This window comes from Bradyrhizobium sp., assembly GCF_036735945.1.
Classification (GTDB): domain Bacteria; phylum Pseudomonadota; class Alphaproteobacteria; order Rhizobiales; family Xanthobacteraceae; genus Bradyrhizobium.
The window spans coordinates 1-12,915 of record NZ_DAINNI010000135.1 but is presented as its reverse complement, the minus strand read 5'-3'; the positions used below and the strand labels follow the sequence as shown (position 1 = coordinate 12,915).

Sequence of the window (12,915 nt, the reverse complement as noted above, 5' to 3'; positions counted from 1 at the left end):
CCCTTGCCGATCGACTTGATGTAGCGCTTGACGATCTCATAGTCGTCGAGCGCGCCGGGCAGGCGCTCCTTCATCGCGATGATGGTTTCGAACGCCAGATACGGATTGATCGCTTCCGCGCCATAACCGGCGAGACAGGCGAAATGATGCACTTCGCGCGGTTCGCCCGATTCGACGACGATGCCGACCGAGGTGCGCAATCCCGTGCGGATCAGGTGATGATGCACAGCGGCGCAGGCGAGCAGCGAGGGGATCGGAATCCGGTCGGTGCCGGCCATGCGGTCGGACAGGATGATGATGTTGACGCCTTCGCGCACCGCGCCTTCGGCGCGCGCGCAGAGTTCGTCGAGCACCTGCTCCATTCCGGCCGCGCCGAAGCCGGCATGGAAGGTGGTGTCGAGGGTGCGCGACTTGAAATGGGTGTCGGCAACGTCGGAGATCGAGCGGATCTTTTCGAGGTCCGCGTCGGTCAGGATCGGCTGACGCACTTCGAGCCGCTTGGTCGAAGCCATGCCCTGCAGGTCGAACAGGTTCGGCCGCGGCCCGATGATCGAGACAAGGCTCATCACCAGCTCCTCGCGGATCGGATCGATCGGCGGGTTGGTGACCTGCGCAAAGTTCTGCTTGAAGTAGGTGAAGAGCGCCTTGGGCCGGTCCGACAGCGCCGAGATCGGCGTGTCGTTGCCCATCGAGCCGGCGGCTTCCTCGCCGGTCGCCGCCATCGGCGTCATCAGGATGCTGATGTCTTCCTGGCTGTAGCCGAACGCCTGCTGCCGGTCGAGCAGCGGCAGGTTCGAGCGCATGCCCTTGACCGGCGCACCAGGCAATTCCTCCAGCACGAGCTGGGTGCGATGCAGCCAGTCGCTGTAGGGGTGGCTCTTGGCCAGATCGGCCTTGATCTCGTCGTCCGGAATCAGCCGCCCCTGTTCGAGGTCGACCAGCAGCATCTTGCCGGGCTGCAGCCGCCACTTGGTGACGATCTGGTCCTCGGGGATCTTCAGGACGCCCATTTCGGACGCCATCACGATGCGGTCGTCTTTGGTGACAAGATAGCGCGCCGGCCGCAGCCCGTTGCGGTCGAGCGTCGCGCCGATCTGGCGGCCGTCGGTGAAGGCGATCGCGGCGGGGCCGTCCCACGGCTCCATCAGCGCGGCGTGATACTCGTAGAACGCGCGGCGCTGCTCATCCATCAAGGGATTGCCGGCCCACGCTTCCGGAATCATCATCATGACCGCGTGCGGCAGCGAGTAGCCGCCCTGCACCAGGAATTCGAGCGCGTTGTCGAAGCAGGCGGTGTCGCTCTGGCCTTCATAGGAGATCGGCCACAGGCGGCTGATGTCCTTGCCGTAGAGTTCCGAATGCACGGAAGCCTGGCGCGCCGCCATCCAGTTGACGTTGCCGCGCAACGTGTTGATTTCGCCGTTGTGGGCGATCATCCGGTACGGATGCGCCAGCGACCATGTCGGGAAGGTGTTGGTCGAGAAGCGCTGATGCACCAGCGCCAGCGCGCTCTCGAAGTCCTTCTCGTGCAGGTCGGGATAATACTTGCCGAGCTGGTCGGCGAGGAACATGCCCTTGTAGATCACGGTGCGGCACGACAGCGAGACCGGATAATAGCCGGCGAGCCCGCGTTCGCGGCGCTGATAGATCGCCTGCGAGATCGACTTGCGCAGGATGTAGAGCCGGCGCTCGAACTCCTCGTCGGTCTTCGCCGTGCCGTTGCGGTCGATGAACACCTGCATGTGGTAGGGTTCGGTCGGCTTCACGGTGACGCCGAGCGAGGCGTTGTCGGACGGCACGTCGCGCCAGCCGAGCAGCAGGAGGCCTTCTTCCCTGATCTGTTCGGCGATGATGCTCTGGATCACCTTTCGCCACGCCGTTTCCTTCGGCATGAACAGCGCGCCGATCGCGTATTGGCCCGGCTCCGGCAGTTGGAAACCGATCTCGGCGGCCTTGCGGGCGAAGAAGGCGTGCGGGATTTGCACCAGAATGCCGGCGCCGTCGCCGGCGCGCGGATCGGCGCCGACCGCGCCGCGATGTTCGAGGTTGCAGAGGATGTTCAGCGCGTCGGAGACGATCTGGTGGGACTTCCTGCCCTTGATGTTGGCGATGAAGCCGACGCCGCAGGAATCCTTCTCCAGGCCGAGGTCGTAAAGGCCCTCGGCCGGCGGACGCCAGTCATGTTCGCGCCAGGAACCTTCAAGCGGAGTGTCGGCCGGTTTCGAAGCCGCGGTCGCCGACAGGGTTTCTGCCACGATGTTTTCGCGCTCGAATTCCGACCCGCTCATTGCATTCCTCTCAAAAAGGCTAAGGGCCTCACCGCATCGTCGGCGCACCTTGGACGCTTGCGGCACCCACCGGGCCACCGCTCGTCCGCCGCGAGCCGCAATTTCTTAAATTCAGGCTTTCCCGTTCAACGTCCCTGAGGAACGGCCTTGCCTGCACTGCCCTGGCACTCGAGGCGCCACGGTTTCGTTGCAATCCCTGTGCCGGGAAAGCGCCGCAATTGAGACAGTGATGCTGTCCTAACTTCGACCATGCCAAATTTTTCTTTACCACACAAGCGCGTGAAAGTCCTCGCCCGCATGCGGATTCGCTGCGCCCAGCCGGGGAAAAGGCTCCAGCAGCACCCTTGCGGAAGCGGCGTGCCCCGATCCGGCCCAAGGACTGCCGGATTTCGTAACGAAATTCGCTGCGGGCCGCCAGACGAGAGAGCCGAACGCTCCCGTCCGGGCCCGGCGGCTGCGGGGCTTACAGGAGCTTTCAGTAATGAAATTGTTCACGGGATGTTTGGCGGCGGGACTGGTCGTTCTGGCGGGCAGCGCGCAGGCTCAGGTGTCCGGGCATGAGGCCGGTCGCTCGCCATACAGGGCGGTATCGGATGTCGAGGCCCCGTATGTGGCGCCGCCCGTCATTTCCGGACCGGAATACGGCCTCCGCCCACGTTACGCACCCGGGCCGCAATATGGATACGCGCCCGGACCCGGCCTGCTGCCTTCGACCGAAGTCTATTCCGTGCTGCGCGACAACGGCTTCTCACCGCTCGGCATCCCGCGGCTGCGCGGCTTCGTCTACACGATCGCGGTGATCGACCGCGGCGGCGAGGACGGACGGCTCGTGATCGACGCACGCAACGGCCGCATCATCCGCTTCGTCCCGTCGGACCGGATGGGCGACAATTATTACGAAGAACAGGGCGCCCTCGGTCGCCCTTCCGCGGTTCCGCAGCCGCAAGCCCATGCGCCGAGCCAAGGTCCGGTCCATGTCGAGGCCGCGCCGCGGCCGTCGAAGCCGGCTGCGCAGGTGGCGAGCCGAACGGTGCCGATGCCCAAGGCCAGCCCGATCGCGGCCAGGCCCGGGCCGGCGGCTCCGGTAGCGCAGGCGGCCGCGCCCGCGCCGAAGCCGGCCGAGGTGCAGGCCGCGGCGGCGCCGACGGAGACGGGCACCGTCCCGGCCAAGCCGGCGCCGCAGATCGCGCCGACCCAGGACATGCCGAAAGCGCAGGGGCTGGAGTAAACGCGTAATCCGGATTGCGCTTTGCTTCCTGCGGGCCACCAACAAAAACGCCCCGGTTTCCCGGGGCGTTTTCGCATTCAGCCAATATCTGCTGAAAACTTCGCGGCGTTACGCGGCGACGGAAGCGTCGACCACCTGCGGGGCCTTCGCGCCGGAGTTGATCGGGATGCTGCGCGGCTTCTTGGCCTCGGGAATCTCGCGGACGAGATCGACGTGGAGCAGGCCGTTCTCGAGCGAGGCGTTCTTCACCTGCACAAAATCGGCAAGCTGGAAGGCGCGCTCGAAGGCGCGGGCGGCGATGCCGCGGTAGAGCACTTCGGATTTTTCCTGGCCGTTCTCGTTGGCAATCTTCTCGCCCTTGATCGTCAGCGTGTTTTCCTTCGCGACGATCGAAAGCTCGCCTTGCGAGAAGCCGGATACCGCAACGCTGATGCGGTAGGCGTTCTCACCGGTGCGCTCGATGTTGTAGGGGGGATAACCGGGGCTGCCGTCCGAGGTCGCCTGATCGAGCAGGTTGAAGAAGCGGTCGAAGCCGACGGTGGAACGATAAAACGGGGTGAGATCGTAGGTGCGCATGGGGTAGTCCTCCATTGAGCGACTGTTTCGGTTACCCGCCCGCCATCGGGCCGGGCCTGATCTTCGTGCAGCCTCAGCTTTCGGGAGCTTGCGCTCTGATTCCGAAACACTGGTAGCGGCCTGCACAGAAATGATATGGGAGGGGTGAATCGGCGTTCAAGAGGGGCGAAGCAGGCCGCTTTTTTGCGCTCCCCGCCTTGATTTCCAGCCTTTTTCACCTAGCCGGTTGCCGTTATGACGCTCGTCTCGATCCCCGCCAACCCGGTTCCGGAGGACGTCGTCTCGGGCACCATCAAGACGCCCGACGGCGCGGAATTGCGGTTCGCGCGCTGGGCGCCGCCGGCCGGGCGCAAGGGCACGGTCTGCGTGTTCGCCGGGCGCAGCGAAACGATCGAGAAATATTTCGAGACGGTGCGCGACCTGCGTGACCGCGGCTTCGCGGTGGCGATGATCGACTGGCGCGGCCAGGGCCATTCCTCGCGCCGCCTGCGCGACCCGCGCAAGGGCTATGTCCGCGACTTCTCCGATTTCGAGGTCGACGTCGAAACCTTCGTGCAGCAGGTGGTGCTGCCGGATTGTCCGCCGCCCTTTTTCGCGCTGGCGCATTCGATGGGCGGCGCCGTCATGCTGCGGCTCGCGCATGCCGGAAAGCGCTGGTTCGACCGCATGGTGCTGTCGGCGCCGATGATCGATCTGCCGGGACGCACGACGGCATTGCCGACGCGACTGCTGCTTCGGGGCATGCGGCTGCTGGGGCAGGGCGGCCGCTACGTGCCCGGCGGCAGCGACAAGTTGACCGGCACGGAATCCTTCATCAACAACCCCTTCACCAGCGATCCCGTCCGCTACGCGCGCAACGCCGCGATCCTGGAGGAAGACCCGACACTTGGCCTCGGCTCACCGACGGTGGCCTGGGCCGACACCGCGTTCCGGGCGATGAATACGTTTCGCGGGATGCACTACCCGTCGGAAATACGTCAGCCGATCCTGATGCTGGCCGCCAGCAACGACACGATCGTGTCCACCGCCGCGATCGAGGAATTCGCCTATCATCTGCGCGCCGGCTCGCATCTCGTCATCGCCGGCTCCAAGCACGAAATCCTGCAGGAGCAGGACCGCTACCGCTCGCAATTCTGGGCGGCGTTCGACGCCTTCGTGCCGGGCACGCCGTTGTTCAAGTGACGCGTTGCGTCACCTTGTGCCGCCACGCGCGCTCACATTCTGGGAGCAGCCGGCTTCGGCAGCCGCGCGGTGATGCGCTCGGGAAATCGTCGCTCGACGAACAGCGTCCTGACCTCGGCGACGCTGAGATAGCGCGTCTCGCCTTCGCCCTTGCCGAGGATTTTCAATAGCACCGGCCATTCGCCCTTCATCAGGATCGGAAAATACCAGCGCGCCGCATCGCCATCGCGCTTGATGTTGGCCGCCATGAAGGCCTCGATCTCCTTCGCCGTCAGCCCGGTCTCGATGCCGCCTGAAGGATCCTTGCAGTCCTTGCCGAAGCTGGCGAGCCGTTCGATCTGCTCGTCGTGAACCTTTGCCTCGGCATCGAGAATGCGCGAGCCGCCGCCATGCTTGTCGAGCGGGCCGTCGCGCAGTTCGTCGAGCACGGCGCCTGAGGTCGCGCTCCTGATCACGCTCGCCGGCCCGAGGCCGTTGGCGATGCCGGCGATCACCCGGGTTGCGATGCGCACCCTGGTCTGCGCCGATCCGGTTTCGCCGCTGGCAGCTCCGATCGTTTCGGCGAGCTGCGACAGCGGCACGACATGGCCGCCGACATAGCCGTTGGCGACGAGTGCGCGCAGGAATGGACAGGGATTGTTGGGTGAAACCGGAAACTGCCCGGCGAGCGCAGTGCCCAGCGACGTGGCAACAGGACGATCCGACATGGTTCAAATCCTCAGAGGCGCAAATAGAAAAATGATCCGTCCCGACATGGAGCAGATGACGGTTTTGAAAAGTGAATTCGGCGGCGCTACTTCAGGGTGTGGGCGAGTCTTGGTGGAATCCGGCGCCGTGTCAACCGACCGCCTCACACATCTCAGGAATCCGCGGCAAGCTTCGGAGCGGTTTCGACGAGGGTCAGCCGGTTGAAGGGGATGCCGGCCTTCACGAGCCCGTCATGGTAATGCGCGACGTCGACCGGCATCTTCCAGTGAAAATTCCGCAAGTAACGCTCGACCGTCAGGTGCGGATAGTTGTTCAGCAGCACCTCGGCCGCGTTGGCCGCTTCCGCGGTTCGTCCCAATTGCGCGAGCGCGGCCGCCCGTATCGCCAGCGCCTGGAGATGATTGGGATTGACGTAGAGCTCTTCGCGCGCCCACGACAGCGAAGCGTCGTATTGCCCGAGCAGGTAATGGCTGAAGGCGTTCACGGCGGCCCACTGATATCGAGGGTCGTTGTTGCCCTGCTGCGCCGCCATCGTGAACAGTTCGATGGCCTGGCGGTGTTCGCCGATAACCAGATGGCACACGCCAAGCACGCCGCGGGCGCCCATGTCATACGGATTGAGCGTGACCGCGCGCTTTGCGGCATCCATCGCCGCCTCGAAATGTCCTTCAGCGGCGTGCAGATAGGCCAGAATCTGAAACGCAAAGGATGAGCGGGGGTCGAGGCGCACGCTGCTCTCGGCGAGGGTCATCGCGGAGTCCCAGGCTTCGCGCGTGCTCTTGATCCAGCCGAACTGGATGGCCTGGATCTGGATGGTGGCGAGATAGGCGCGCGCGATCGACAGCGTCGGATCGAGCGCGATGGCTTCCTTGAACAGGCTGATCGCGGTTTCGTAGTCCGACTTGCTGTGCAGGTAGTAGTAGGACAGTCCCTTGAGGAAGCGATCCCAGGCGGTGATGTCGTTCGACGAAGAGCGTGGCGGTGCGGAGGCCTCCGCGCGGTAGATTTCCGCTGCGATCGCCGCCGACAGGCTGGTGGTGAGTTCGTCCTGCATCGCGAACAGGTCGCCGATGTCGCGGTCGAACCGGCCGGTCCACAATTGCTCGCCGGTTTCGGGCGCGATCAGTTCGGCCGTGACACGGATCTTGTTGGACGAACGGCGCACCGAACCCTGGATCAGGTAGGTGGCGTCGATCTCGCGCGCGATCACGCGCGTGCTGATATTCTTGCCCTTGAACGCGAACGTCGAGGGCCGGCTCAGCACCCGGTAGAACGATTGCAGGGAAAGCGCGTGGATCAGGTCCTCGGTCAGCCCGTCGGAAAAATATTCGTCCGCGCTTTCGCTCAAATTCGCGAACGGGAGTACGCCCACGATCGCGGTGCGATACTGCGCGGGCAGGCTGGAGGCCGATGTCTCCTTGCGGACCAGCGCAACGGCGTCCGTGCCCTGCGGCTGCCAGCTCCAGACATGGATTGAATCATCGATATTCTTGAAGCGGTGCGGACCGGCATCGACCAGGGTCACGCTGAGACGCTTGCCGGCCTCGTGGCGGGCCTTGCCCGAAACCGCCACGCCGCCGGGGGCGGCGACCGATTCGAGGCGTACGGCGATGTTGACGTCGTCGCCGAACACCTCGTCCTCGTCGAACATCACGTCGCCCATGTGGATGCCCATGCGGAACTGCATGATGCGGTCGGACGGCAGGTGCTCGTTTCGCTCGTCCATCACCATCTGCATCGCGACGGCGGCCTCGATCGCCCCCACGATGGAGGGAAACTCCAGCAGAAAGCCGTCGCCGGTGTTCTTCACCAGGCGGCCGCCGTGATTGAGGATGATCGGATAGATCGCGGTGCGATGGGCCTTGAACGTGGCGTGCGTTCCCGCCTCGTCGGCCCCCATCATGCGGGAATAGCCGGCGACGTCAGCGCAGACGATGGCTGCCAGGCGTCTTTCCATGTCCCCTATATATCCCCAACGGCGCCGGAATGCGCGGCATTACCACTACGCGGTCGGCCGACTGATTCCAATGTTTATAAAATATGCGCAAAAGGCCGATTTTCCCATGATAGTATTGCAATCCATACAGATTGGCATGCGCGCCAATGGGTCTGAGGTGCAAGGGAACCCGTCTACGATGGCAGAAGCGCTCGGCATTCACGAACTATGGCTGTTCGTCCTCTCCGGCCTGCTGCTCAACATCACCCCGGGGCCGGACACCGCCTACATAATCGGGCGGAGCATCCAGCTCGGCTGGCGTGGCGGGGCGGCGGCGGTGACCGGGATCAGCGTCGGCTGCCTGGTTCACGTGTTCGGCGCCGCCATCGGCCTGTCGGCGCTGCTGATGGCGTCATCGGCCGCCTTTACCGTCCTGAAATGGGTCGGCGCCGCCTATCTGGTGTTCACCGGCGTCCAGATGCTGCTGTCGCGGTCGCGTCCGCTGGCCGAGGCCGTTTCGGCGGGCAGCGAGACATCGCTTGGCCGCGTATTCTGGCAGGGCGCCCTGACCAACGTGCTCAATCCCAAGGTGGCGCTGTTCTTCCTGGCGTTCCTGCCGCAGTTCGTGGCGGCGGATTCCGCCCACAAGACGCTCGCCTTCCTGGCGCTCGGCCTGATCTTCATCACCGGCGGCACGTTGTGGTGCTTTTGCCTTGCCGCCTTCGCAGCCAGGGCGGCCGGCCGCATCCGGCGGTCGGCCGGTGCGGTCACCGCGGTCAATCGCGCGCTCGGCGGGCTGTTTGTCTATCTCGGCATCCGCGTTGCTCTGCTGGAGGCGCGCTGACGCGCGTCAGCCGTGGATCTTCAGGACCGCGGTGGCGGCGAGATAGAGCCCGAGAAAGATCATGGCGATCAGGAACCAGCGGCGAAACACGTCCGGCTGCATCCGGTTTCGCACCGCCTGGCCGATGAACATGCCGGCGAACGACGCTACCATTGCCACCGCGCCAGGCAGCGCGGTGGCCGCCGTCAGCAGGCCCGTGGTGGTGAGGCTGAAGGCAAGCGCGACGGTTGCCACCGTGAAGAACACGCCGAGCGCCTGGACCAGTTCGTCCTTCTCCATGCCGATTGCCTGCAGATAAGGCATCGACGGGATCACCTGCACGCCGGTGGCGGCCGACACCATGCCGGTCAGCAACCCGACGATGCCGCCGATCCACTTCTCGTTGCGCCGTGCGACCTTGAAGCTGAGCTTGCTGAGGCCCAGGATCGCGTAGATCACCAGCAGTACGCCGAGCACGACCGTGCCGTAGGGCGCATAGGGGCCGGTCAACAGTCCCGCGTTCAGCCAGATGCCGACGACGGTGCCGAGCATCAGCGGCCACAGCCGCCGCATGATGTCGCGCAGATACGGGCCACCGAAGGTCTGCCAGATATTGGTGACGATCGCCGGCACGATCACGATCGCGATCGCCTGGCCGGGCGCCATGGTCACCGCGAGCAGGCCCATCGATACCGTCGGCAGCCCGAGCCCGATCACGCCCTTGACGAATCCGGCGAGCAGGAAGGCCGTGCCTATGAGGATGAGCAGGGAATCGAACATGGCGGGACATTGACCCAACGGCGGATCGGGCACAATCTGGAGGTTACGGAGCCAGCCTTCGGAGTGGACGAAGTCTGGAAGGTGCTGATGCGCGAAGGGCCTCGTCCTGAGGAGCGCATATGAGGGATGGGAGGCTCATGCGCTTCGATCTGGTCGATCTTCAGCTCTTCATCGCGGTCGCCGAGACCCGCAGCATCACCAACGGCGCCCAGCGCGTCCATCTCGCGCTGGCGTCGGCGAGCGAGCGGATCAAGGGGCTGGAGGAAGCGCTTGGCGTGACGCTGCTGACGCGTGGCCGTCGCGGCGTGGAATTGACGCCGGCCGGTGAAAGCCTGCTCGATCACGCCAGGGTCGTGCTCCACAATGTCGAGGCCATGCGCGGCGACCTCGCCGCGTTCGCCCATGGTACCAAGGCCACCGTTCGCTTCCTCGCCAACACGTCGGGCCTTTCGGAATATCTGCCGAAAGCGCTGGCGGCCTTTCTCGCCGCCCATCCCCAGATTTCGATCGACGTCGAGGAGCGTGAAAGCGCGGAAATCGCGCGCGCCATCGTCACCGGTTCCGCTGATCTTGGGCTCGCCGCCGAACATGCGCTTGCGGACAATATCGAGCGGATGCCGTTCAGCGAAGATCGCCTGGTGCTGGTTGCCGCGCGGGGCGACGAACTGGCGAACCGGCGACAGGTCGACTTCAGCGAGGTGGTGAAGCGCGATTTCGTCGGACTGATCAGCTCGCTCGCGCTGCACGCCCATATGAGCGGACACGCGGCGCGTCTTGGCGCGCGTCTGCGCTTTCGCGCGCGGCTGAACAGTTTTGACGCGATCGGCCAGATGGTCGCCGCCGGCATCGGGATCGGCGTGATGCCGGAGGTTGCCGCAAAGCGCTGCGCGCGATCGACAAAGATCAATGTGATAAGATTGAGGGATTCCTGGGCCAACCGCCGGCTCGTGATCTGCGCCCGCAGTTTCAAGTCGCTGCCCCGGCCCGCGCAGCAATTGGCCGAGCATCTGCGCAAGTCGGCGCCGCGTTGACGGCAGGCATCACTTGCTGATGGCGAGGCCGGCGGCCTTGATGACGCGCGCCCATTTCTGCGTCTCGGAGCCCATATAGCTGCGAAATTGCTCCGGCGTATTGCCGGCGACCGTCAGTCCCTGTTCCTCGAGCTTCTGCTTCACCTGCGAATCGTTCATCGCCTCGTTGGCGAGACGGTTCAGCGCGACGACGAGCGGCTCGGGCGTCCCGCCGGGCGCGATCATGCCGTACCAGTTTTCGATCAGAATGTCGGGCATGCCGACTTCCGCCGTCGTCGGCACGTCGGGCGACGTGGCGGCGCGCTTCGGGGCGCCGAGCGCGATCGGGCGCAGCGAGCCCGCCTTGATGTGCGGCAGCAGCACCGGCAGGTCGAGGAAGGCCATCTGCACCTGCTGGCCGAGCAGATCGTTCACCGCCGGCGCGGCGCCGCGGTAGGGCACGTGGATGATGTCGATGCCGGCCGTCAGCTTGAACAGTTCGCCGGCCAGATGCGGCAGGCTGCCGGGGCCGGACGAGGCGAAGTTCAGTTTTCCCGGCTGTGCCTTCGCCAGCGCGATCAGTTCCTTCATGTCCTTCGCGGGCACGTTGGTCGCGACCACCAGCATCTCGGGCACGGTGGCAACCAGCGTGATCGGCGCCAGATCCTTCAGGGTGTCGTAGGCGACCTTCTCCATGCTCGGGCTGATCGCGAGCGCGCCCGCGCTCGAGATCGCGATGGTGTAACCGTCGGGGGCCGCCTTCGCCACCGCGTCGGTGCCGAGCACGCCGCCCTGGCCGCCGCGGTTGTCGATCAGGACCGGCTGCTTTGTGATCTCGGACATGCGCTGGCCGATCACCCGCGCGATGATGTCGTTGGGGCCGCCGGCCGGGAATGGCACGATGAGCTTGATCGGTTTGGCGGGGAATTCCTGCGCAGAGGCCGAAGCCGGTAACAAAAACAGCGTCAGTCCGGCCAGCAGCGCGCTCAGCAGTCTCATGAATACTCCCCAACGGCGCATCTGTTGTGCGCGTTGAGGGCCATCGTACGCGATGAAATGCGCGATGCAAGGTCTTGTCGGTTGCAACGGCGCCGGGCCGTTCAAAGCAGGAGCCCGACCTGCATGTCGACGATGATCAACGCATCCATCTGATGCCGTGCGGCTGTGGTGCTAGCTGTTCAGCAGCTTCAGGGTGGCCTCGTGTACGCGCGGGTCGCCGGCTGCAACGATGCGGCCGCCGCTCTGGGCGGGGTTGCCCTCCCAGTTGGTGACGACGCCGCCGGCGCCGGTGACGATCGGGATCAGGGCCGCGATGTCGTACGGCTTGAGCTCGGTCTCGACCACGAGGTCGAGATGGCCGGCCGCCAGCATGCAGTAGGAATAGCAGTCGCCACCATAGCGCGACAGCTTCACGGCGTTCTCGACCCGGCCGAAGATCTCGCGGTCGGCGGCGTTCATCAACAGCGGGCTGGTGGTGTAGGAGGTTGCGTCCTTCAGCGACGCGCAGCGGCGCACCGTCAGCCGCCGCTCGCCGGACGGACCCGAATAATGCGCCGAGCCGGAATCGCCCGAGAAGCGCTCGCCGATATAGGGCTGGTGCATCATGCCGAACACCGGCGTGCCCTTGTGCAAGAGCGCGATCAGCGTGCCCCAGATCGGAAAGCCCGCGATGAAGGATTTGGTGCCGTCGATCGGATCGAGCACCCAGACGTAATCGGCGTCCTCGCGCTCGTTGCCGAACTCCTCGCCGACGATGCCGTGCTGGGGGAAGTTGGCCTTGATCAGGCGGCGCATCACCGCTTCGGCGGCGCGGTCAGCCTCGGTGACCGGATCGAAATCGCTGGCACTCTTGTTGTCGATGGAGAGCGAGGTCCGGAAGAACGGCAGGATGGTTTCGCCCGAAGCCGTCGCAAGCCGTCCGATAAACGCTGTGAAATCGATGACCGTCACGGCTGTCCCTTACCCGACAAAGAATGCGGCCTCTTGCCTAGCTCAATCCGGGCCGCCGTGCACCGGCGACGGCACGTTTATTCTCATCCGCACTGCGCGCCAGCTTTCGAATCGGCTTTCGAGATAGCTTCGCTTAGGCGTGGATTTTTGGTTAGCTCGGCCATCACGAAGTTGCGATTCTTTGGCATACCAGAGCTGCGCGGAGCCGGGGGCTGTTTCGCGTCCGTAGTTAAATATCTGACATAACTACATTAATCGACGTGACCGGGTGGTGTGGCCGATTCGCCAGCCTGTTCCACATTGCTCCGGAACAAGCGCGAAAATACTTGCGTTTTGTGCAGCGCGGCCGCATATTGTTGCGGTGCGGTAGCGCCTCGCGCTATCGCTGCCCTCCTTGGGCGTTTCCTCCCTAGACTTGGGCCGCTTGTTCATTC

11 protein-coding genes are annotated in these 12,915 nt (G+C 64.8%); 4 read left to right on the top strand and 7 right to left on the bottom strand.

Annotation, left to right across the window (positions count from 1 at the left end):
- The coding region (locus V7E26_RS25950; protein ID WP_324421790.1) for a glutamate synthase central domain-containing protein at positions 1-2,288 on the bottom strand (2,288 nt) is incomplete at its 3' end.
- 481 nt (positions 2,289-2,769) lie between these two features.
- Between V7E26_RS25950 and V7E26_RS25945 the strand changes: the two genes are divergently transcribed.
- On the top strand, positions 2,770-3,516 hold the full coding sequence (locus V7E26_RS25945) for a hypothetical protein (RefSeq protein ID WP_324421789.1): 747 nt from the start codon (positions 2,770-2,772) through the stop codon (positions 3,514-3,516).
- Between the two features lie 108 nt (positions 3,517-3,624).
- Here the strand turns inward: V7E26_RS25945 and V7E26_RS25940 are convergent, their stop codons facing one another.
- On the bottom strand, positions 3,625-4,092 hold the full coding sequence (locus tag V7E26_RS25940; RefSeq protein WP_324421787.1) for an Hsp20 family protein: 468 nt from the start codon (positions 4,090-4,092) through the stop codon (positions 3,625-3,627).
- A 234-nt stretch (positions 4,093-4,326) separates the two neighbouring features.
- Here V7E26_RS25940 and V7E26_RS25935 point away from each other — a divergent pair, with 234 nt between their 5' ends.
- Positions 4,327-5,274 (top strand): alpha/beta hydrolase, encoded by a 948-nt coding sequence (locus V7E26_RS25935; RefSeq protein ID WP_324421785.1) that lies wholly within the window; start codon positions 4,327-4,329, stop codon positions 5,272-5,274.
- A gap of 32 nt (positions 5,275-5,306) precedes the next feature.
- Here the strand turns inward: V7E26_RS25935 and V7E26_RS25930 are convergent, their stop codons facing one another.
- Together V7E26_RS25930 and V7E26_RS25925 are read right to left on the bottom strand one after the other, a co-directional pair.
- On the bottom strand, positions 5,307-5,981 hold the full coding sequence (locus V7E26_RS25930; protein ID WP_442893482.1) for a hypothetical protein: 675 nt from the start codon (positions 5,979-5,981) through the stop codon (positions 5,307-5,309).
- 152 nt (positions 5,982-6,133) lie between these two features.
- Entirely contained in the window at positions 6,134-7,939 is a 1,806-nt protein-coding gene (locus tag V7E26_RS25925; protein ID WP_324421783.1) for a tetratricopeptide repeat protein, read from the bottom strand.
- A gap of 178 nt (positions 7,940-8,117) precedes the next feature.
- Here V7E26_RS25925 and V7E26_RS25920 point away from each other — a divergent pair, with 178 nt between their 5' ends.
- Entirely contained in the window at positions 8,118-8,762 is a 645-nt protein-coding gene (locus tag V7E26_RS25920) for a LysE family translocator (RefSeq protein WP_324421781.1), read from the top strand.
- Between the two features lie 6 nt (positions 8,763-8,768).
- Here V7E26_RS25920 and V7E26_RS25915 read toward each other — a convergent pair whose 3' ends face one another.
- Entirely contained in the window at positions 8,769-9,521 is a 753-nt protein-coding gene (locus V7E26_RS25915) for a sulfite exporter TauE/SafE family protein (protein ID WP_324421779.1), read from the bottom strand.
- Between the two features lie 137 nt (positions 9,522-9,658).
- Here V7E26_RS25915 and V7E26_RS25910 point away from each other — a divergent pair, with 137 nt between their 5' ends.
- The gene (locus V7E26_RS25910) at positions 9,659-10,552 is read left to right on the top strand and encodes a LysR substrate-binding domain-containing protein (RefSeq protein ID WP_324421777.1); all 894 of its coding nucleotides are present in this window, start codon (positions 9,659-9,661) and stop codon (positions 10,550-10,552) included.
- 9 nt (positions 10,553-10,561) lie between these two features.
- Here the strand turns inward: V7E26_RS25910 and V7E26_RS25905 are convergent, their stop codons facing one another.
- Together V7E26_RS25905 and hisN are read right to left on the bottom strand one after the other, a co-directional pair.
- Positions 10,562-11,530 carry a Bug family tripartite tricarboxylate transporter substrate binding protein gene (locus V7E26_RS25905; protein ID WP_324421775.1) on the bottom strand — a complete coding sequence of 323 codons (969 nt, stop codon included), beginning with the start codon at positions 11,528-11,530 and terminating at the stop codon, positions 10,562-10,564.
- A gap of 171 nt (positions 11,531-11,701) precedes the next feature.
- Positions 11,702-12,481 (bottom strand): histidinol-phosphatase, encoded by a 780-nt coding sequence (hisN, locus tag V7E26_RS25900; RefSeq protein ID WP_324421773.1) that lies wholly within the window; start codon positions 12,479-12,481, stop codon positions 11,702-11,704.
- Between the last annotated feature and the right edge of the window lie 434 nt (positions 12,482-12,915).

Excerpts from the sequence above, each read along its gene's own strand:
- V7E26_RS25930 (WP_442893482.1), bottom strand. The coding sequence starts at position 5,981 with ATGTCGGATCGTCCTGTTGCCACGTCGCTGGGCACTGCGCTCGCCGGG.
- V7E26_RS25910 (WP_324421777.1), top strand. The coding sequence starts at position 9,659 with ATGCGCTTCGATCTGGTCGATCTTCAGCTCTTCATCGCGGTCGCCGAG.
- V7E26_RS25935 (WP_324421785.1), top strand. The coding sequence starts at position 4,327 with ATGACGCTCGTCTCGATCCCCGCCAACCCGGTTCCGGAGGACGTCGTC.
- V7E26_RS25945 (WP_324421789.1), top strand. The coding sequence starts at position 2,770 with ATGAAATTGTTCACGGGATGTTTGGCGGCGGGACTGGTCGTTCTGGCG.
- V7E26_RS25925 (WP_324421783.1), bottom strand. The coding sequence starts at position 7,939 with ATGGAAAGACGCCTGGCAGCCATCGTCTGCGCTGACGTCGCCGGCTAT.
- V7E26_RS25920 (WP_324421781.1), top strand. The coding sequence starts at position 8,118 with ATGGCAGAAGCGCTCGGCATTCACGAACTATGGCTGTTCGTCCTCTCC.
- V7E26_RS25940 (WP_324421787.1), bottom strand. The coding sequence starts at position 4,092 with ATGCGCACCTACGATCTCACCCCGTTTTATCGTTCCACCGTCGGCTTC.
- V7E26_RS25915 (WP_324421779.1), bottom strand. The coding sequence starts at position 9,521 with ATGTTCGATTCCCTGCTCATCCTCATAGGCACGGCCTTCCTGCTCGCC.
- V7E26_RS25905 (WP_324421775.1), bottom strand. The coding sequence starts at position 11,530 with ATGAGACTGCTGAGCGCGCTGCTGGCCGGACTGACGCTGTTTTTGTTA.